The sequence below is a fragment of the Anaerococcus rubeinfantis genome (genome assembly GCF_001487145.1).
Lineage (GTDB): Bacteria > Bacillota > Clostridia > Tissierellales > Peptoniphilaceae > Anaerococcus > Anaerococcus rubeinfantis.
On the sequence record NZ_LN913016.1, the window covers coordinates 1,003,393 to 1,024,851 of the forward strand.

Annotated in this window: 22 protein-coding genes and 1 tRNA gene; all 23 read right to left on the reverse strand. The window is 33.3% G+C overall.

Annotated elements, in window-relative coordinates; translation table 11 throughout:
* Positions 1 to 123 precede the first annotated feature (123 nt).
* Positions 124 to 1,074, reverse strand: coding sequence for an N-acetylmuramoyl-L-alanine amidase (locus BN3265_RS05750; RefSeq protein WP_058990589.1), 951 nt, complete (start codon positions 1,072 to 1,074; stop codon positions 124 to 126).
* Positions 1,075 to 1,126: 52 nt separating this feature from the next.
* Entirely contained in the window at positions 1,127 to 1,573 is a 447-nt protein-coding gene (locus BN3265_RS05755) for a hypothetical protein (protein WP_058990590.1), read from the reverse strand.
* A 15-nt stretch (positions 1,574 to 1,588) separates the two neighbouring features.
* On the reverse strand, positions 1,589 to 2,230 hold the full coding sequence (locus BN3265_RS05760; protein WP_058990591.1) for a carbohydrate-binding protein: 642 nt from the start codon (positions 2,228 to 2,230) through the stop codon (positions 1,589 to 1,591).
* Positions 2,231 to 2,301: 71 nt separating this feature from the next.
* Complete coding sequence (locus BN3265_RS09485; RefSeq protein WP_157667248.1) at positions 2,302 to 2,469, reverse strand: hypothetical protein; 168 nt, start codon at positions 2,467 to 2,469, stop codon at positions 2,302 to 2,304.
* A 7-nt stretch (positions 2,470 to 2,476) separates the two neighbouring features.
* Positions 2,477 to 5,551 (reverse strand): phage tail protein, encoded by a 3,075-nt coding sequence (locus BN3265_RS05765; RefSeq protein ID WP_058990592.1) that lies wholly within the window; start codon positions 5,549 to 5,551, stop codon positions 2,477 to 2,479.
* Complete coding sequence (locus BN3265_RS05770; protein ID WP_058990593.1) at positions 5,545 to 6,207, reverse strand: hypothetical protein; 663 nt, start codon at positions 6,205 to 6,207, stop codon at positions 5,545 to 5,547. The genes BN3265_RS05765 and BN3265_RS05770 overlap by 7 nt, the downstream gene beginning before the upstream one ends.
* Complete coding sequence (locus BN3265_RS05775) at positions 6,204 to 11,117, reverse strand: phage tail tape measure protein (RefSeq protein WP_058990594.1); 4,914 nt, start codon at positions 11,115 to 11,117, stop codon at positions 6,204 to 6,206. Before BN3265_RS05775 ends, BN3265_RS05770 begins: the two co-directional genes overlap by 4 nt.
* Before the next feature lie 17 nt (positions 11,118 to 11,134).
* On the reverse strand, positions 11,135 to 11,749 hold the full coding sequence (locus BN3265_RS05780; protein WP_058990595.1) for a Gp15 family bacteriophage protein: 615 nt from the start codon (positions 11,747 to 11,749) through the stop codon (positions 11,135 to 11,137).
* A complete protein-coding gene (locus tag BN3265_RS05785) occupies positions 11,746 to 12,150 on the reverse strand; it encodes a hypothetical protein (protein WP_058990596.1) in 405 nt (134 codons plus the stop codon). The genes BN3265_RS05780 and BN3265_RS05785 overlap by 4 nt, the downstream gene beginning before the upstream one ends.
* Positions 12,151 to 12,218: 68 nt before the next feature.
* Entirely contained in the window at positions 12,219 to 12,788 is a 570-nt protein-coding gene (locus BN3265_RS05790) for a hypothetical protein (protein ID WP_058990597.1), read from the reverse strand.
* Positions 12,781 to 13,212, reverse strand: coding sequence for a hypothetical protein (locus tag BN3265_RS05795; protein ID WP_058990598.1), 432 nt, complete (start codon positions 13,210 to 13,212; stop codon positions 12,781 to 12,783). Before BN3265_RS05795 ends, BN3265_RS05790 begins: the two co-directional genes overlap by 8 nt.
* On the reverse strand, positions 13,209 to 13,559 hold the full coding sequence (locus BN3265_RS05800; protein ID WP_058990599.1) for a minor capsid protein: 351 nt from the start codon (positions 13,557 to 13,559) through the stop codon (positions 13,209 to 13,211). The genes BN3265_RS05795 and BN3265_RS05800 overlap by 4 nt, the downstream gene beginning before the upstream one ends.
* Positions 13,556 to 13,912, reverse strand: coding sequence for a DUF6751 family protein (locus BN3265_RS05805; protein WP_058990600.1), 357 nt, complete (start codon positions 13,910 to 13,912; stop codon positions 13,556 to 13,558). Before BN3265_RS05805 ends, BN3265_RS05800 begins: the two co-directional genes overlap by 4 nt.
* The gene (locus tag BN3265_RS05810; RefSeq protein ID WP_058990601.1) at positions 13,902 to 14,303 is read right to left on the reverse strand and encodes a head-tail connector protein; all 402 of its coding nucleotides are present in this window, start codon (positions 14,301 to 14,303) and stop codon (positions 13,902 to 13,904) included. Before BN3265_RS05810 ends, BN3265_RS05805 begins: the two co-directional genes overlap by 11 nt.
* Before the next feature lie 17 nt (positions 14,304 to 14,320).
* The gene (locus BN3265_RS05815) at positions 14,321 to 15,373 is read right to left on the reverse strand and encodes a major capsid protein (protein ID WP_058990602.1); all 1,053 of its coding nucleotides are present in this window, start codon (positions 15,371 to 15,373) and stop codon (positions 14,321 to 14,323) included.
* 10 nt (positions 15,374 to 15,383) lie between these two features.
* Positions 15,384 to 15,950, reverse strand: coding sequence for a phage scaffolding protein (locus BN3265_RS05820; protein ID WP_058990603.1), 567 nt, complete (start codon positions 15,948 to 15,950; stop codon positions 15,384 to 15,386).
* An 82-nt stretch (positions 15,951 to 16,032) separates the two neighbouring features.
* Positions 16,033 to 16,116: transfer RNA gene (locus BN3265_RS05825), tRNA-Tyr, on the reverse strand.
* A gap of 19 nt (positions 16,117 to 16,135) precedes the next feature.
* Positions 16,136 to 16,417, reverse strand: a complete 282-nt coding sequence (locus BN3265_RS05830) for a hypothetical protein (RefSeq protein ID WP_245191116.1) — start codon at positions 16,415 to 16,417, stop codon at positions 16,136 to 16,138.
* 43 nt (positions 16,418 to 16,460) lie between these two features.
* Positions 16,461 to 16,760 carry a hypothetical protein gene (locus BN3265_RS05835; protein ID WP_058990604.1) on the reverse strand — a complete coding sequence of 100 codons (300 nt, stop codon included), beginning with the start codon at positions 16,758 to 16,760 and terminating at the stop codon, positions 16,461 to 16,463.
* Positions 16,757 to 18,244, reverse strand: a complete 1,488-nt coding sequence (locus tag BN3265_RS05840) for a phage minor capsid protein (RefSeq protein ID WP_058990605.1) — start codon at positions 18,242 to 18,244, stop codon at positions 16,757 to 16,759. Before BN3265_RS05840 ends, BN3265_RS05835 begins: the two co-directional genes overlap by 4 nt.
* A complete protein-coding gene (locus tag BN3265_RS05845; RefSeq protein ID WP_058990606.1) occupies positions 18,244 to 19,599 on the reverse strand; it encodes a phage portal protein in 1,356 nt (451 codons plus the stop codon). The genes BN3265_RS05840 and BN3265_RS05845 overlap by 1 nt, the downstream gene beginning before the upstream one ends.
* 8 nt (positions 19,600 to 19,607) lie before the next feature.
* Entirely contained in the window at positions 19,608 to 20,909 is a 1,302-nt protein-coding gene (locus BN3265_RS05850; protein ID WP_058990607.1) for a PBSX family phage terminase large subunit, read from the reverse strand.
* Positions 20,902 to 21,426 (reverse strand): hypothetical protein, encoded by a 525-nt coding sequence (locus BN3265_RS05855; RefSeq protein ID WP_058990608.1) that lies wholly within the window; start codon positions 21,424 to 21,426, stop codon positions 20,902 to 20,904. The genes BN3265_RS05850 and BN3265_RS05855 overlap by 8 nt, the downstream gene beginning before the upstream one ends.
* Positions 21,427 to 21,459: the final 33 nt, after the last annotated feature.

Sequence of the window (21,459 nt, forward strand, 5' to 3'; positions counted from 1 at the left end):
AATATCATAAGTCAAATAAATAATAAAAAAAGAACAGCTTGAGCGTACTGTTCTTGTGCATATGGGAATGTTCTGTTAAGTTATCTATATAATACTATATATAATACTATTAGTCAAGTTTTATTAAAATCTAATCCAAGGTGTAGTATCCCCACTTAATCTCCTACAAGCAACATATCTACGTTTACCACTTGCCCCAATATAAGAGATCCAACGATAACCATCACCTTCCCAAACTTGGTCATAATGTATTGGTTCATTTTTTCCATAACAAGCTACAACAGGTGAGCTTAATGATGGACTTGTTCTTACATTACATTCTGTTAGTGTTATTCCAGTCCAATTTTCGTACTTAATAAATTTTGGACTTGTATTATTTGTGTTTGTACTCTCCTTTTTAACTTCTGGATAAACTTGTACTCCATTATTATCGTAAACCTTATATCCATTCTTTTTCGCCAAATCTATGGCACTATTTAAGTTTTTAAAAGCCCCTTTTTGACTTTTGGAATCTCCCCAAGATTTTCTAACTCTATAAAGATTATTAGATGTACTTGTAGATTTTCCACCTCTCAACCTCTTATTAACTTCACTTGCGATATAAGGGAATTTACTACCTAAATAAGGTCCCGGACAAGATGTTTGAGCATACCACTTATGCATTTGCAAAACTCCATCAGTTCCGCCTGTATAAGTACAATTTTTTATTCCATTTCTTTTGCAAATATCCGTAACTAAATTTATAAGAGTATTCAATACTCTATCAGAAACAAGCCAATTTCCCCCGTTCTGACAATTAGAAACCTCTATGGTAACTGCCCTATTATCACACCATGCTGACGATGTTGTCCATGCTCTGTTTGCTTCGTCTACTACTAAAACTATCCTGTTATCATTTCCTATCCCATAATTACAAGATGCTTGCCTTGATGTAGACTTAAAAACACTACCAATACCAGCAGCTGTTAAAACTCCTGCCGTATGATGTATAGCTATCTTGGTTATAGGATTTTGTCTCCTGCCACTATGGTTAGGACTGTAACTTACTAAATTTACTAAATTAGAATTACTCATCTTTTCTCTCCTATTTTTATATTTTAAAAGGACTAGCTAAACACTAGTCCCCTTAATCTTTTTTTAATTCTTGCCTTATTTCTTGTATTCCATCCGATACTTCACGTACCATTTCTTTTGTAGCTAATGTATCTTGTGTATTTCCTATTACCTTAACTTTATTGTCAAGTTCATCAAGTTTATCATCTATATTTTTTAAAGAGTTATTACTTTCTGTTGTATGTTTTTCTAAAACTTTATCAAATCCATCTATCCTTAAAGTAGAGTTTGCTATAGTATAAGCAAATTGTTTATTTAATTCTCTAAGTTCCTTCGTATTTTCTATATCTTGTTTATCTTTTTCTTCTGCTCTTTTTCTTTCCCAATCTTTTTGTGATGTCCAGTTTTTATAAAAAACTCCTAGACCAATTATTAAACAAGCCAAAAATACAATAGAAATTACAAAACTAATTCCCCTATCTACTCCTATTTTTGCTAATGTTTCTAGTAATGTGTTCATTAGGGTTCCCCCTTTCTATTCTTTTACTACTTCCCAACCTTGTGCATAATCTGCTGGACTATACGCATTATTATCTATTAAAGATTTATATATTTTGCCATTAAATAATACTTTATCGCCTTTTTTATAAGTGTCGTGTCCCCCTGTAGGTTGTTTGAATTCTGCCACAATCTCAGTTGTGCTTCCATCATCATTTTTGATTTCTACATTTAAGTATTCCTTATATAAAGCAGGTGTAGATTCTGGTACCCAATCGGATTGACTTGTATGCGCTTGTATTACTTCATAAACCTTGTCGTTGTAGGTAAATTTATCATTTGCTTTATAAGATGCCCCAACTTGGTAAGGCTTATATTGGTTCAAGATATTTTCTTTTTGTTTTTCGTTAAGATCCTTAGATAAAACAATAGTTTCTAGTGTCGCCTTTATAATCTTATCTTGTTCTTCTTGTTTTTTTCTTAACTCTTCCAACTCTTGTTTTGGATTTGCTTCCCTTGCTATCTCGTTAAGTCCAAGCTCAATCAAAAGACTATCTCTTTCGTTTCTCTTATCACCCTTTAAAAAGACAATAAAATCCCTCCAAGGGTTCTCTTGTTGAATCCTTAACTGTGTTTCGTCTTTGCCCTCATAGTATTCTTTTGCTTTTAATTCGTACATAATTACTCCTTTTTCGTATTAAAATTAAAATAGAGAGGTCTATCCTCTCTTATCTACATTGGTTGTATTTCTTATTTTTCTTGAGTATCTGTTTTTTCATCATCGCCTTTTAATTCTTTAAGTTCACTTTCTAATTCATTTATTCTTCTTTTTAAATTTCTATTTTCAACTTTTAAAAGAATACCATTATGATTGGATTCTGCCAATCTGTCTATATATATTTGTGTTAAATCGTCCATATTCTCATCACTCTCTTACATATAATCTTCTTGAACCTTTTGCATCTTTTATATATATACTTCCATCGGATTTAATTACTAATCCGGCTTTCCCATCAAATGACTCAATTCCTATAGCGTCAGAATAAGTTCTTATTCTTACACAATCAAAATTTATTTGTTCTGGCATGTGTACAACTCCTCTAAAATCCACTCCCTCGTAAAATGTTATTGGATATCCACTTTTCCTATTTGTGTAATACCACTTATCAAAAGCTACATAAGGTCTCCAAACTTTTTCTTCTGGTACCCAATATCTTATAGCGGTGTGTCCTGTCTTAAAATGCCCAATATTGAGCGACATATCATTGTTACCATCCTTATCTTCTACTACAGTTATGGACCCATAATTAGTCCCGTTTCCCCTGTAATCTCTAAAAACAATATCATTATAGTCGATTTTAATACCTACATCATTGTCTCCTCCTATTGTTTGGAAACTTCCTTTTACATTTACATAAGATCCTTCAAAGTCAATGTTCTTGGCTTGTACTTTGTACTTGTCAAATTCTTGCTTAACCAAAGAAGTAAATCCATCTTTAGAAACCTTGGTTTCTATTTTTTCGTTGGTTTGTTCTATGCTTGTTTTTGTTCGTGTAATTTCTTGGTTTATATTGTTTATACTTGTTTTAATACCCCCTACTTCCTGACTTATCTTTTGGTCTGTCTGGGTTTTAGTAGAGTAGTTGTTTATTACATAATTTTTAATTCCAGTTTCTATCTTCGTATCGGCGTCTGCCATATCTTTTTTAATATTTACAAAACTTCTTTCAGTCGTTTCGGATAAAGAACTTACACTTGCTTTTATATTATTACTATCAATTTTAAAATCACTTTCTACCTTAATTAATTTTTTACTTACTTCTTCTGTTTCTTCCTTACCAGCTTTTATAGCATCATCTACATCCGCATAACAAGGCGACCACTCTATAGCTGGTATATCTCCGCGAGTTAGAGTTGCCCATTCGATGGATACTGTATTGTTAGGATTATTTTTATTTCCAAAAGTATACAACCATAAAGATGGTGGATTTGTTTGTTCATATGTTTTACCGTTGTATGAGGATTTATCTTTCCATTTAAAACTCTTGCTCCAAATTTGATAATCGTCTGTTTTTTTAATGTATGTTAATTCAAAAAAACCAATATTGCCACCAGAATTGTACAGTTTAATTGAATCATCTTTTTCCAGTTTTATCTTAGCTGTAAAGGTCATGGTCTCTCCAACTTCTGGAGTCTCGCATAGAATCCATTTATTTGTTACATATTTTTTATTAGCCACTGGCACGTTGGAGTTTCTTAAAAGATTCTGACCAATTTTACCAGTTTTACCGTCTTTTCCGTCTGATCCATTTTTACCGTCAGCTCCTTTTGGACCAGTTGCTCCTTTTTCTCCATCTTTAATATTATCTAATCTTGCATAAGCCTCTGCTTTTAAACCTTTATAAGTAACAATGACCTTATTTGCAATATATTCATATTGCCTATCCCAATTTGCCCAGAAGTCAGATAGGGTAGCTCTACTCCATTCTCCATTTCCGTAGCAGTTATATACTTCGGTATTAGTACTATCTAATTCTATTAATTCTCCATCATACTTTGCTTGTATTATCCTTTTTACATCTTTTGTTTTGTAATTTCTAAATTCACCTTCAAGCCAAACCTCCAAAGTCAAGACGTGCCCGTCTTTACCATCTTTACCAGCTCGTCCGTCAATTCCGTCTTTACCTTTTAAAGCTTCTTGGATTTCTTCATCTGCTAAAATATCTTCTTTGGATATTTTTTTATTTAGGTCTTCTGCTTGATTTTTAACAGATATTTCAATTCCATTTACGTTTTTTATAATTTCCAATTGTTTATCAACTATAGGTTGAGTTTGACCAGTTTTAGGATCAACATAAGTAGTAGATTCCTTTATTGACTCATATATCTTGCTGTCTGTTTGCTCCCTTTCACTTTTATAAGTTTTAAAACTGTCATCAGTATATCTTTTAGACTTTTCTAAATAACCCTTTATTAATTCATCAGTAGCTTCAAATCTACCCCTAGTTTCTTCCCACATTTCTTTTGTTAACTCTATGTTTTCATCAACGTCATCTAATAAATCTAGTGGTTTATTAGCAAGAGTTATTTCATTTTTAAATGGTTTATTGGGATAAGTTGTTTGTGCTAATATTCTAAATCTTTCTTTTGTCTTTCTATCTTTATCTATTAGATAAACATAATCTCCAACATTATATTCTTGTTCATATACCCCAATAGCTTTAGACAAGTCTTTGACTTTAAGTTTTATAGTTATCCTTGGTCTGGATAATACTTCAAGCTTTCTTGCAGCTTCATTTTTAAGGTTTTGAATATTAGTATATCTTTCATCTTTCCAATAATAAGTTATAGTTTTTCCAGAGTATGATTTATTTTCTAGATAGTCTTTTCCATCATTTATCTGGCTTATTTTAAGACCATTCATTCCTTCAGGTATAATTCTTGTTGCAAATTCAAAGCTTTCTACGCTTATATCTTTGTCTACAACATTAAAATTATCAGAGAAAAATACACCTTTGTCTTCCTCTATTTTTTCAGATATAAATAGTATTTTCTCATTGTTATCTATCCTAAATTCAACATCAAATTTCTTTACTATTTCTTTCAAAACTTCCCAACTTGATTTATGATCAGCTGTTATTGTTCTGTATTTCTTAATTTCGCCACTAATTTTATAAGACCAACCAGATGGGATAATCCCTTTAATCATAGTTTCTATATCTTTATATGGGAAATTTAAGCTTTTATGAAAAAAAGATAACCATTCATCAATATTTTGCTTGCACTCTATCTTATAACCATCATAAAATGGCTCAATATTTTTAATAGTATAACTTTGCTTATTTTCAATAACTTTACATTCGGTTTCAAAAATATTTCTATAGTCTTTTGGTATTTCAAAATTTGAAATATCTAATTTATTAATTTCTCTTTTTATTTCTAAATTTTTGAAAAAATAAAAACTATCAAATGTTTCATTGTCTAATCCATAAACTAGCATAATACCCTACCTTCAAATTCTACAAAACACTTAAACTCTCCAATTCCTGCAAGGTTAAGTTCTAATACATCATCAATGTATGGTAAAGATGAAAACTCAACACCTCCAAGCTTATTAATACCTTTTTCAGCATCTATAATTAATTCTCCATTTAAGCTATTAATATTTATAGGATCTTCAAAGCCTTTTAGACTTATATTGCTACCATTTCCTTTAAAAATAATCCTACAAGGTGTAGGCAGATTCCCATTATTATAGATAGTTGTCTTTTTACCTATTGAAATTTCATTAAATTGAGTACTTAGCATAGCTACAACTTGACCTTCATAAGTCACATTTTGATAAAAATATCTTGTATCTACATCTTTAGATAAAAATCTTCCTCGATAAAAAACTTCATTATCAAAGGTTATGGTACATAATTCCAATTTCTTTGATAATTCATTCCTATTTTTTCTAACTTCTCTTTTATCTCCTTTAAATTCAATAGAAAAAGAGATAGGCGTAAGAGCCGACCTCTTTTGACTATAAAATATAAGACCAGTATCTGAGATAAATTCATCTCTTATAACCTCTGTATTTCCTATTTCTGGATAAGCTAATACATGAGCATTATAAATCTTTAAATCTTTTATTAAATTTATAGTTTCAATCACCCTCTACGCCTCCTTTCTTTACTTATTTCTTGGCTAACAATAGGAGCAACAGCTTTTCCAATTTCTCTTGAATCTAGGTTTATAACACTTGTTACAGCTCCATTGGTTACTTGCACTTCGACTTCTTGTTTATTTTGTATAGATCCACCTGCAAAACTATAGGCTAAATTTGCTCCCATTTTATTATTATCAAATAAAACTGCACTTTTAGCTTTATTTCTTATTGCCTCCATAGTGTTTTTAATTTTTTTTACTACAAAATCTTCTTCATCTTCAATACCAATTCCTAGACCTTTAGTGAGCATTCGTCCTACTTCTTTTCTCATTACTCTAGATGGAGAATGAATTCCAGCAGCCGCTTTTGCAGCAGCAACTGCCGATCTCATAACGGATATAGCAGCGTATATTACACTAGACCTACCACTATAAATACCACCAGCAAGCCCTGCCATAAGATTATATCCAGCAGATGAAAAAGCTCCCCTATATCCATTTATAGTTCCAACCATTCCAGAGCACATAGAAGATATTGTAGACCTCGCTCTCGAAGAACCACTTCTTATTGCAGACACAAGACCATTCATCATAGATTTAGATGTACTTTTTACCTTACTAGAAGTAGAAGACATCTTAGAATTAATACTGTTAGTCATAGATGTGAATTGATTTTTCACTTTATTTGTTCCACTAGTAACTGAACTTGAAAATCCATTCATCATGCTTCTAGCTTGGCTTGTAACTTTAGAATTCAAGCTTGTGAATGTAGAAGTAATTCTGTTTTGTAGAGATGTAAAGGCACTTTGAACCCTATTAGCTCCACTAGTAACACTAGATGTTAGACCGTTCATCATGGTGGTTCCGCTCATTCTAACATTTTGTGCTGTTGAATTAAGGCTAGTTTTTACATTATTTCCCATTCTACTAATGGTCGTGGTTACTTTATTCGCACCTTGACTAATAGCAGAATTATAATTATCCATGGAAGCCTTACCTGCTTGTGAAAATGCTTTAGCTTGATTATTTAAAGAATTAGCTGCACTTTGTCCTACATTTTGGGAAGATGTATCAACCCCTATTTTAGATTGATCAATACCTCCAGCGTATTCGCTACCAAGTTCTAGACCTTTTGAATTTGCTACACCTTCTCCACCTTTAAGGTTTTCAACTGCAGTATTTCCTAATGCTTGTGAACGACTTGTAACGTCCATAGTGGAAGATTCAATACCATCAGCAAAGTTTGTACCTGTATTAAGTCCTTTTTCGTTTGCAGTTCCAAAAAGCATTGATGCTCTTGCTTCTAGTGGATTTGAGAATGTATTGTTGTAAGCCGAAGATACACTTTCTTGACCCGAGCCTACTCCTTCAGAAAAAGCATTGGCATTTTGAGCACCTATCCCCCTTAATATTTCAGCAATATTCGCTTCGCTAACTCCAGCATCTTTTAATGCTTGGTAAACTTTATCAACATTTGCTTTTCCAGCATTTGTCCCCTCAGCAAAACCATTGGTATTCAAAAGACCCATATCATACATAGCTTGCATAGCTTCAACCGATGAAAGTCCAGAATCTCTTAATTGCCTATAAATATTTAGGGCCGCTTCTTTTCCAGCGGCAGATCCTTTACCAAAGGCATCAACATTTATTTGACCTTTAGAATACATTTCATCAAAGGCATCAAGTTCAGTAAGTCCCATTTCCATCATAGTATGAAATTCATCTATAATTCCATCGGCCTCCTCACTTGTACCGTCTTTGTAGCCACGCATATTGTTTAGGGCTATTTCAGTAAGTTTTTCAACTGCTTCAATCTCTGTCATTCCAGAGTCCATCATTTCTTGAAGCTTTTGTCTATATGTTTGTCCACCTTCTTCAGTTCCATTTACAAAACCGTCAAGGTTAAGACCAGCAATTTCAAAAAACTTTTCAGCAGCTTCCATGGTTTGAAGTCCAGATGTTCTTAAAGCAGTATAAGCACTTTTAACATTTCCAGAACCTTCGTATATGGCTTGGGCGTATTCTTCAACACTTGCCTTTCCTTCTTGTCTTACAATCGCTCTTGCATCAGAATCAGATACTCCAGCTTTTATTAAATCTTTATAAGCTGTAGAAACATCAGTAGAACCATCTCTTAATCCTTCAACAACCCCACCTACCATATTCTCTCCAGTAGGTTTTGTCTCAGAACCATCAACAGAATTATTTACCTTATCAGGAAGTTTTTTCGCTTTATCAGCTACCTTATTTTCGTTTTCATCCCATCCTTCTTTAATTCCATCAATAAAGGATTTACCTATGTCTTTAAGTTTTCCAATACCTGCTTTTAGTTTACTTCCTAAGACAGATATTAGACCCTTAGAATGTACTTCTGCAAAAAATCCCTTAACTGCATTTATACCATCACCGATTTTATTAACAATTGACTTACCAACATCTAATAGTTTAGATGCTCCTTGTTTTATTTTATTGGCAATAGATCCTACAATTTTACCTGCTGAATTTGCTATTTTATTTAAATCTAAATTAAAACCTTTAACAATTGCTGCAATTAATAATCCACCTACAACTATCAATCCAAGAGGATTTGATAAAACTCCAGCTATCATTGGTATTATTTTTGCAGCAATTGAGATTATAGAAGATATCCCTCCAGATATACCCGCATATAACATCTTCATTAGTCCACCGCCCGCGGACTTCATCATTCCTAATCCTCTGCCTACAATACTATTATTAAGTTTTGATATTATATTCGCTCCTAAGCCAGACACTTTGCCACTTGCTGACTTTATACCAGAACCTAATTTATCAACTATATTAATCCCTTTAGATTTAATAGTATTTGAGCTTTTAGAAATAGATTGACCTAATTTATTTACAATTTCACTTCCAGCAGAAGAAACTTTTTGCTTATTATTTTTAATAGAACTAATGAAAGGATCTAATACTTTTTCCCCAGCACTTTTTATAGCACCAGTCTTGCTCTTGATTCCTGTAGCTAATTTATTAGCAATTTCTTGTCCTTCCTTAGTGGTTTTGTTATGAAATTTATCAAAACTTTCAGCAAATTTCCCAAATAAATCAGTTGCTGATTGAGAAATAGCACTACTTTTATTTAAAATTCCATCTTTTAACTTAGTAACAAGTTCTCCACCAGTTTTATTAAGCTCTAAACCCTTACTATTAAAAGACTGTACTAAATTAGATATAATTCCCTCAGCAGATTTGCTGACAGCAGTTTTTTCTCCAAGCAGTCCTTTTGCTAAAGAAGCCATCATTTTCTTAGCAATTGCAGGGCCTTTGAAAGCTGCAAAGGCTATGGATAAAGCCATCAATATTTGTGGTACTGCTTTAACTACGATGTCAGGATTTTGTGCAAGTCCCTTAGCTATATTAACTAATAATTCAATTCCAACCTTTAAAAGTCGAGCAGCATTTCTATTAAATGATTCAGCTAGTTTGCCAATTATTTCTAAAGCTTTAGGTGCTAAAACATCAGCTCTAGCAGATAAACCCTCAGCTAGCTTTACAAGTATATCTCCACCTACATCAAAAAGTTTTGCACCAACTTCCATAAAAGCAGATACAAGTCTAGTTATTATTTCAGCTGCACTATCAGCAAGACTAGAAGAATTTTTTTGAAGTCCATCTAGAAATGACAATATAATTGTTTTTCCAGCATCAATAAATTTAGGTGCTTTTTGGGCAATATACACTGCACCTTGGGCAATCATATTACCTAATACTGTTGGCAATTGCCCTATATCTTTTATTACAACTTGATTAAGTTTATCAACCTGTTTTGTTACAGATTGGACAACCTCTCTAAATGGATTGTCAACATGTTCAAATAAAGCTATACCTAATCCTTCAAGGGCAGATATCAGAATTCTAATATCTCCTTTTAAATTATCATTCATGGTATCAGCCATTCTTTTTGCAGCACCTGTAGAATTATTAATAGAATTAGTAAGCTCATTAAAATCTTCATCACTTGTATTTAAGATAGCAAGCATGCCTTCCATAGCTTCTTTACCAAAAAGAGTTGTTGCAGCTTGAACTTTTTGATCATCACTTAAACCTTTAAAGGACTCTCTCATTTCTACCATAAGCTGATTAAAAGGTTTTATTTTCCCATTTGAATCTGTTATGGATATTCCCAAAGCATTCATTTGTTCCTGCACCTGTTTAGTAGGTGCAGCCAATCTTGAAAGTGCTGATTTTAATGCTGTACCTGCCCTTGAACCTTTAACACCTTGATTTGCCATTAAACCCAAAGCAACAGATACATCCTCAACAGAGTACCCCAAGGCTCCTGCAACTGGGGCTACATATCTAAATGTTTCACCAAGTAAAGAAATATTAGTATTTGAGGCTGTAGAAGCCGCTGCCAACACATCAACAAATCTTCCTGTGTCTTTTGCTTCCAATTTAAAAGCAGTCAATGAATCTGTAACTATATCTGATACAAGACCTAAGTCCTCTCCACTTGCAGCAGCTAGGTTCATCACTCCTGGTAAACCATCAAGCATTTCTTGACTAGACCAACCAGCCATACCCATGTATTTTAAAGCCTCAGCCGATTGAGTAGCAGAAAACTTTGTGGTAGCTCCCATTTCTTTAGCTTTATTTCTTAAAGCTTCTAATTGCTTGCCACTAGCATGAGAAATAGCCTCAACTTCACTCATTGACGCATCAAAATCAGCCCCAGCCTTAATAGAATATCCACCAAAAGCACCAAGAGCAACTCCTGCCGCCTTAAATCCTGTCTTAATTCCGCTTACCGCCTTATCAGTAACACTTTTTATTCCGTTACCTGCGGCATTTGCCATAGCTGTAAGAGAAGACAAGCCACTTTTAAATCCTGAGGTGTCTAGCTTGGTATCAAATAGCAGTTTACCATCACTTGCCATAAGTCACCTCACTTTCTTTATATTTGCATGCTCGCCATCATAGATCTTGCAAAAGACCTTTCTTTTTCTTCTTCTGACCTTTCATCTGGCAAAGCATAAAGTTTTTTCATTTGTCTATAGTATTTCTTTTCGTCCTTACTCATCTTAGAAGTGATTTTCATAGATCTAAAAGACATTATTTTTGAGAAAAGACACTTGTCATTAAGACTATTAAAAAGAGCCTTAAACTCCCACCAGTGAAGATTGGCAGTAAAAATATTGATATTGTAGCACTCCATATATGCTGAGTAGATATAAGACCAGTCGTGTTCAAAAGAATATATCTTACTAGAACTACTAAAGTCTGAATCTTCCTCGCTCTCTTTCTCTTCTTTGCTATTTTCTATCTTTTGACCTAAGCCGTAGAAGTTTAGTAAGCCATCGAATAATTTTTCCAAATCGTCTAGACTTGTAATAGTAAAGTCATCTACTAAACAAGTATCTAAGACCTCCATAATTTGCTTTTCTGCTTCTTTTTCTTCATCTAGCATAAGCTCTTCATACTTAATCCAAACCCTAAAGTCGGTGTTTATAGCTATCTTTCTGCCATTTACATCTATAGTACTTGGTAGTCCTTCTATAAGCTTATTCACTTCTCATCAACTATAATTCCGTCTACTGCTTCACCTTTTTTAACAAAGATGAATGATTGAGTAAGCTTTTGAAGTTCTTTATTAGCCTTGTCAACTTCCTCTAAAAGGTAATTCCCAATAGCTAAATAATCAGTAAGCAAGAGCTCATCTCCTCCGAATACTTTTTCTTGAATCTTATCCATTGCCCCAAAGCCTAGAATAGTATCATAAGCCTTTCTAAGTGCTTGTTTAGCCTCAGCAGAAGACATTGTATTGAAGTCTAGTTTTCCCATATCTGTTAGTTTTTTAGCTAAGTCTGTATCATGTTCAACCTCATATCTTAGAAATTGTTCATTTCCATTAAGGTCTTGAAATTCAAATTCAAAGTTAATAAGTTGTCTTTTTTGTCTTTTAAATGCCATAAAAATCTCCTTTGTTTTTAATTTTTTCTAAATAAAAAAGGGAGCATAAAGCCCCCATAATATTTTAATTAAGCAGTTCTTCCTGAAGTTTCTTCAGATGCACTAGAACCAGTTCCTTCAGTAAACTTAATTGTTAGCCACTCAGTATCCCCGTCGCCTAACTCTGCATATCCCTCAATTGGTGCTCCATTTGCTTTAAATGATCCAGAATATTGGTAAGCATCTGTACCATCTCCAGCAGAATCTGGAACTATAGTGTGGTTTCTTTTAATAGCAAAGTATTTGCCTTTTTGTCCTTCGATTTCTTTTGCAAAATCAACAACTACAATATTTACAGTTGCATCATCTGCTAGTTGTTCTTTATCAAAAACTTCTTGTATTCTGTTGTGTACTGGATTATCTTTGTATCTATCCAATGTAAAATCTGTTGTAGAAGTCATACCAGTAACGGCAGTTCTTTCAGACTTTTCATCTACATACTTCCTTGAATATTCTTCTGTTTCCTTAGAAGTTGGTAGGTCAGTAAAGCCCTTCATTCTGTAGTATTTTCCCTCTACTTCCATAAAAGAAACTACATCAGCTCTTAATACTAGACCTCTAAATTCCTTTAAACTTTGTATATCTTTTGTTTCAGCCATTGTTTACCTCCATATAAACTAATCTCATTTGTATTTGGTATTGACTAGATCCTGTATCAGCACTAGACAAATAACCATTTGTTACTATTTCTAATTTCGTTGGGTGTCTATCCCCTTCTAATTTTGGGAAAACTTTCATATAGTTTTGCTCTTGTATCCACTCAATCAAATCATCAAAAAAAGCAGAGTTTTCTAGTTGTGTAACTAAATCTCCGCTCATGTGATTTCTTGTTGTAAAGATAAATCCAAACTGCTTAAGTTCGTCTCCATCTACATATTTTTTAATTGTTGGACTAATAGGCTCTGAATAGATTCCGTACTCTAAGGGCTGGTCCCCTAGAAAATCAACACTAAGCCTTACATCATCTTCTAAATAAGGGCAATCCAAAAAATATTCCCTTATACTTTCAATAATTGACTTCATTTTGCTTTTGCTCCTGCTATGCTTGCAGCACCTCTTAAAATAGAATCCTTGTGGCTTGATTTCATTCTCTCAAACCATCTATTTCCTCTCATTGGTGCTCCTTGAAAGTTAGCTGGTTCATAATACCACCTCTTGGCGTATGGTGTTTGTTGCACTATTTTACCAGATCCTATAGATGTTTGATTGGTAGCTGCACCTATTAACGTTCCTATATCTTTTGGAGTGTATGGATCCATTCTCCTTATACACTCATTATCAATAAACTTTTGAACCTTGCCACCAGTGTCAAGGTCTCTTTTTTTCAAAGCCTTAACCTGGTCAAATTCAAATCTATTAAAATTAATCATTTCGCACCTATTCTTGTATGTTGCATTTTTTTAGACCCAAAATCAAAAACATCACAGACTGTTACAGTTCTAGCCCCATACAACTTTCTAAACTCCTTGGCACTAGCTAACTGTTTTATCTCTTTTAAGTCGTCGTTTCTTATTATTAAATCTTCAACTTCAACTGCCTTTAATAAGTGATTAGGAATATAACAAGTTATCTTATCAATATCGTCTCTACTTCTGCCAGTACGATTAGTATTTATCCCTCTTGTTTCTTCCCAATGGCAAGGATAAGTTCCATATTCAGCATAAACATCTTGCCTATCTTCTACATATCTTTTAATGATTGTTACCTGTGCATTAGTTTTCATATATCCCCCTATACATTAGACCAGTATGGACAAAAGCCTCACGAATCCTTTCATCAATAAGGCTTGCCATAAGTCCATCTTTTTTATCGCTAGAAAGGGTATTAGCACTAGCATATTCAATCCTATATTCGCCTACAGTCTCCGATTTAATATTAGATGATGAATCGCCCTCATCGTCTTTTAAAAAGCCTACATCGGAAAAATAGAGCTCATTTAAAATATCAATTATCACGTCATTAACTCTTTTTTGTAGACTTAAATCATTATCATTAATTCTTTCAAAAGTCAGAAAATCAATACGCCTTTTTATTCTTCTTTGTAGGGATAAAAAAACGCCCTCAGACAAATCTAGCTTTGGGCATTTTTCTTTAAATTCTTTATAGGTTAACATAAATTAACCCCTTTCTATTAAGCTGCTGGACTAGCTGTACCCTCATCTGCTGGTTTTGCAGCTTTTAATTTTGTAATTACTCTTGCTATTGGAATTTGATTAAGCGGGAATGTTCCATCTTCATTTTTAACAACTTCCCAGTTAGTACCTTTCTTTAATTCTTCATCAGTTGGTGATAATGAAGCCATAGAAGCTTCAGTAAATGAAATACCTCTTGGTGCAAAACAGAATCTATCCCTAGTGTATAGAGTATCTTCTCCACCATTTTTCATTGGATTTCTGTCTGTTTCATATGGTACTTTAGCACCTGCTTTTGTATATTCAAAAGCACCCTGACCAAAGATATATGTTGTATATTCTCCTTCTTTGCTTACTGGTAAAGAATCATCAATAATAATTGGTCTACCATTTAGATTAGCTAGAGCCATTGGTCTTTCAATTCCCCTGCTATCTGTGTATTTTGCATATTGAATTAAATTTAAGTTTTCTAATTGTGTTGCAACTGCTGAGTTCATGATAGCAGCAGCAAAGTTTTTCTTTCTTGCTCCAAATGCTTGTTGTAGTGCATTATTTAAAGTTACTTGCCCAAATACTTCATCCTTATATGTGTGTCCGTCTACAAATTTCTTATCTTCAGCCTTTGCCATTGAGAAAATTCCTTCAAGAATAGCAAGAAGTGAATCTTGTTTTAAATCTGCCCACCAATCTAATAATTGATTAGCAACAGTTTTCATTGGATCATGTCCACCTGTGATATCAAAAACAAAGTCTTTTTCAGTCCAGCTGTGAGCTCTACCAATTACAACTCTTTTTTGATAAAAAGTATTTGTAGTATCAGACTTAATATCTGTTTGTCCATCGTAGTTATCAGCATCTCCAGAAAGAATTCCAGCAATTGGAGTAACAATAATATTTCCCCCAACTTGCTCGTCCATTCTTGTTTTAAGGTCAGCTCTTTCTACGATAGCAGTAGAGTTTAATAATTCATTTGTTCTTTCTCTCTCGATTGTATCAACGTATTTTTCAAATACTTCTGCATTAAAATATGTCTTATCAAATAATTTAGGCATCTAAATCCTCCTATAAAATACCTTTCTTGTTAGCTTCAAGCATTTCTTCATAGGTCATATCTTTTAGTTCCTTATCTCCTAAAGATCCAGACTTACCCATGCTTCTTTGCTTTGGTTCTTCTTGTCCTTTAAATAGGTAAGAATCAGATTCTTTAAGTCCTTCAATTTGTGCCTTTAAATCATCATTTAAGTTTTTAGAATCCTTTAGACTATCAATATCAAGTAAAGCCTTAGCTGCCTTTAAGTTTCTACTTCCAGCATTAACCAAGCCTAAATCAATAGCATTATTTAAAGTTATATTGTCCATATCTTCTTTAGCTTTTATTTGTGCCTGTTCATACTTGTTTTTGTATTCCTCAGCGCTTGCCTTGATTGATTCAATATCCATATCTTTAAAGGCTTCTATTTGCTCATTTGCACTTTCAACTTGGGACTTGTAATTTTCATTTTCGGTTTTTAAAGTTTCGAAGTTATTTTTAAGTTGGTTATAATCTTCAACTTCTTTTCCTCTTAACTTAAAAACTTTCGCTATCTGTTCATCATTTAAACCTATTTCTTTTAATTCTTCTGTCTTCATAAAACATCTCCTTTTAAGCTTTTTAAGTCGTTGCTTTGACTTAGATCTGTGTTTATTTGGCATTTTAGGTCCGCCTTGACCGTGGTGGGGAGAGTGGGATTCGAACCCACGAAAGCTCAGCTGACGGTTTTACAGACCGTTCCGTTTTCCACTTCGGTATCTCCCCATAAAAAAAAGACGGCTCATCACCGTCTCAAACCTTTATTGACATTGTAGTATCTTTGCTTTTTATCAAGCTTTTTAAATTCTTCCTCTGTCAGTATCCTTTGCATTGCTATCTTATATTTCTTGTTGTATGGATACTTATTTCCATCAATTAATCTTCTAACATTTTCAGCATCTTTTTTGCATAAAAAATGGGCGTGTTGCTCGTAAGCACCGCCCTCTCTTTTTAATAACCGTTTACGCTCTGGTAATTTTGGATAATATTTTATTGTTAGTTTCATTTTTTTGTAATTAAAAAGCACATCTAACAATTGCTAGTGTGCTTAGTCTAATATTTCAAAGTTTTCAATTATGTCTTTTTAAACCATAACTTCTTAACTCTTCGTTAGGATCATCAATAATATAAAAACTTCCGCCCTTTGAACTACCGTCTGCTGGTCTAGGGTTTATAAGGCTATATATATAATCTTCGTTACTATCATCTACAACTTTAATCTTACCATCTTTATCTCGCACGATATTATATTCTCCGTTATCTGTTAAGCTGTCTACGCCAAATGATTCACCGATATATTTTACTTTGCCAACATATTCTAAAGGAATGGTTTTATTTAATTCGCACTGGAAAACATCAATATATTTCATTTTTTCCTCCTACTCTTATGTTTGAATTTCATTTCATACTGGATATTATTCTTTTCATACCAATGTACATCATAATAATATAATTCTGAATCTACCCTACCTACCATTTTAGACCATTCATTTGGTTTGCCACCGTATTTTTCACATAATTTGTTAACAACTCTTATTTCATCGCCTTTATATATAGCTTTTGAATGATTTATGATGGTTTTTGATGGTATAAACTCTTTGAAATTTGTAATAGGATTTATATAGTCTAATCTAGACTGCATAAATCTTTTCTCCGTATAGATATCTCTAAGTTTTCTAGACTTTATTTCTTCATTGTATCTGTCTTTACTATACCTGTAAACGTTAGTATTTACACTAGTAGGACGAAGTTTGCCAGCCTTATTAAAGTCTTTATAAAGCTGTCTTTGCCTTTGAAGTCTTACCTGTGCAATAAGCTTACTTTCATTGTCTCCTACCTTGTCATACATCATAACTCTATGCTTGTATTTTCTGATAGTTCTTTCTATTTGTCTTTGCTTTTGGGTTGCTTCGTAATAGGTGTATTCCTTATCTTCAAACTCAAAAGGTTCAGGATCTATATTATCTAACATTTCTTTAGTCCATGCTCTTTCAGATATTCCCTCAAAGAATGGATACCAGTTGTGCCTGCAATTTGCACCCATAAAACCAGTTACATCTCCGTAGCCTATATCATCAAGGCTTAAATATTTATCATTATCTCCCGACAATGAAACTATCTGTCCCTGCCATTCAGCGTGAGATGGTCTAGCTCCAGCATGGGCGGATATTTCCATAAGATCTTGTCCCATATCCTCAGCATTCATCAAAGATATATCTCCAGTCATCTGATTTAGCGTGGTTCTTACAAGCATTTTAGCTGCCGATTCAACCGTGTAATTTCTCCCTGATTGCTGGTAGTTTATTACTCTTATTCCTGAATCAGAAAGATTATTTATTAAACTTCTAACAACTTGTTGCCTAGAAAAAGCCCCACTTGCAACTTGAAAAGCTGCTTGATTGAGGGACTTCATATAAAAATTATTTAATTTTATATTCTCGCCATTGTAAACTACTCCAAGAGATTTTGTTATGTTCCCATTTCCCTCTATAAGTCTATCCATAGCACTAGCAATTGTATTATTTACATGATTATTTTTACTTAAATCAACCAAGCTTTTATTAACAGACCTATAAGCCTTCGCTTCATCTTCATAATGCTTTAGGCTCGATCTGGTGATTATATCCGATATTTCTTCGTCTATATCTTCAAGATGAGGCTTTAAAAGACTTTCTATTTCCTCTGTAGTGTATCCATTTTGAATCAATACCTCTGCTTGCCTTTCAGCAGTGGCAGTTAAATATCCGTTCTTATTTATCCTCTTTGCTATATCTTCAAGTATGGCATCTTCTAAGTCTTGGTATAGCTCTATTAGATTATCAGTTACCCTTTCCATATATTCTGGACTTAGCATTATTCTTCCTCGGCTACTTCTTCTCTATTTTCAGAAATATTGGCTTGAATTTCTCCTAATTCGTCATCAGTTACACCGTATCTCCATTTTAGATAAGCTTCAGGCTTAAGAATTCCTGCTGCCACCTCTTGCAGTCTTATTTTTTGTTCAGTTTCAGAATCAACTACAAGGCTGTCGTCAAAGTCGAAGGATACTTGGCAATTATCATTAAAGGGAATTGATAATTCCTTAAACCAATACTTTAATATCTCCACAAAATCTTCAAGGCACCTTGCCAATTCATTCTGTATATCTTTTACTGTAGAATATGATCTTTGTTGACTTGTATTAATTTCAGTTGCAGTTTTGGCAGTAAATTCTACATCAGACAAAGTTCCATAGGCAAGCCCACAAATAAACTCAATCTTTCTTATAATTCCATTTAAACCATTAAAAAGAGATGAATCCCTAATTGCAGGACTAAAAACATTATAAAAGTCCTTGTTACCTGAACCCATATCTAAACCTAAGTTTCTAAATAATCTTTCTTTTCCAACTGGTAGTGTGTCAGTATTCTTTAAGGCGGTTATATCTGCATCAATAGCAAGCTCACTGCCCTCATACTCCCACATTATTCTTTGATATTGCTCGTCTGCGTCTTGGATTAATGATATAGCCCTAGCAAAACAAGATATCCCCTCGTTAGAATCTAAATCTAAATTATTAGCCTGAGGGTTTTTGAAATATGAAAATAAAGGTCTATCCGATTCTACAATCATTTCATCAGCCATATCTGCCCATTCTTCTACCACTCCTAGACTTATCTTATCACCTAACACTTCTTGATTGTTTGATAAATACGCGGTGTTAGTAATTAGATATTCATCATCTATCTTATGTTCTTCAAGCCTAGTAAAAAATATATCTTTATCTTTCTTATCCTTTTTCTTAATCCTATCTATAAAAACAATATGATTAATATCTCCAAAACTTGTAAAACCTAATATTATAAACTTATTAGCTGGAACTATATCAATATCAATAAGCTTTCTTGAATAATCCTCAACATAAGGTTTTATAACAATACCACCTAAGGCTAATCCATATTCAGTAAACTTTCTAATATGCCTTATAAATCTTTGATAAATCAAATCAAGACTTTCATCATCTATTTTCGTTTCAAGTTCCATTGTTACAAGCCTTGCAAGTTCGCTTGATATAGCAGCACATAAATTTAAAGATTGGGACTTATCAATATCATAATCATTTTTTAACCAATAAGGCTCTCCATGGTAGCAATCCAGCCAGATCTTATAATTGTTGTCAATGTTATTGGCAAGACTACCCAGCCTTTCCCTAATTTCTCTATCTAACATATAAACTCCTATGTATTCATCAACACTTTTATAAATTTCTCAATAGAATATTCAAAGGCATCAAGTGTATCTATATCACTTGTCCCATCATCAAGCCTTATATCTTCCATTTCCTCTTCCTTCCAAACAGCAGTAGATAAAGCATCCACTAAACTTTCACAATTTTTAGTATAAAAAAATCTATCAGAAGCAACCAGTGTATTAACAAGCCTTATCCTGTCATTGATTGGGTTCTTGATAGAATTCTTAATCTTTATATTAAAATTTGCATCTAGTAGGGCTTTTTGCATACCTTTTATTAATACTTGTTCAGCGTTATCCGCATATATAAGGTCTACATTCCCATAAGTAGATTGGATAACTCTCACAAAGTCGATTAGTTGATTATATAAGTCTGTAGGCTTATCAGGTTCTAATCTTTCAGACCTTAAAGCATAGATCTTTTTAAAACCTCGACTAATACCGCAGCAAACGAAAGCGTGCTTCGAATTATTACCACCAAAGTCCACTCCAATCTGTATCATTTGTAATTCGTAAGGTTTTTCTTTTATTAAATAATTCTCCGGACCATCAGCAAACTGCTTATATATAAGTCCCTCAGCTACTACCCTAAGTCCTTCTATATCCCTCTTATACCAAACAGAATTAGGATCGTACTGGAGTTCTATCTCTTTAATCCTTTGTTTGTCTAGTGTCGCGTTATCTCTAAGTGTAAAGTGCTGGTAGTTTACCCCGCCTATCTCTTCATCAAGCTTCCTGTACTTTTCTATATGATCTGTATATATAAAGTGTTTAGGGCTAGACGGGTTTAAGTCCCAAAAGAATTTTCTTTTATTTGCCGCCGCAGTACGGTTAAAGCACTCTTTTATTGTGTCTTTGTGGTGTAGGTTTATTTCAGTAGCTATCCACATACCATACGAGTTACCACGGATAGATTTATAACTATCAGCCTTAGCTGCCCCAGCAAATATAACTATCCTAGTTTTATAACCTGTATAATAACCCTTGATAATTAAAGCTTCATTTCCTTTGTGTTTTCCCCACCTACATTGACCACGGAAAATATATTCTAAACCAAATCCATTGGCATCACCAATATTTAACTTGGCATTGGCAACTGTCGACCCTGTAGCTATATGGATTCTATCCTTTGTGTCCATCAACTCGATAGCAAAAGCTATGATATTGTCAACCGTTTTACCAGCTCTTACAGCACCTTCTGCAATATTGTATGCATTATATCTAGCTCTTTTTATATATCTTTTATGTTTATCAGAGAATTTAAAGTTGATTGTAGTTTTCTTACTCATCATCAACCTCGTATATTTCTTTGATTATAGGACTTATATCCTCGATTTCATCAGCGATTCCTTTTAGTTTTTCCGTCTCTGCTATAACTTTATCAGTCTGTGCAATTTCTTTTTGTATCTTAGCTTCAAATAGAGAGTCGTTATTCTCTAGGCTTCTATTTTTATATATCATTTCTGTTAATTCTTTATTAGCACTTATGACAGCAGATGAATTAGCTTGTCTAAATCCGTTATCTTGTATATCTTTCAGACCTAGAAAGATAATTTTTTTATATACCTTTTCACTTTCTATAGCCGACCATGTAACCTGATTGATAATATCCTGTTCAATTTCTTTTTTAATACGAGTTATTTCTTTTTTAATCTCAGGTTTATTGTATAGCTTTGAAGCATTTACCCTAACAGAGCTATCTTTCCATTTTTTACTAGATGGGTATGCGTTTCTATAAGCATTTATGAGGCTTTTTCCTTGTGAAACCTCGTTTATAAACTTTTTTTGATTATTACTAAAGGTCACTTTATCACCTCACATTTACCTTTTAAAATGTTA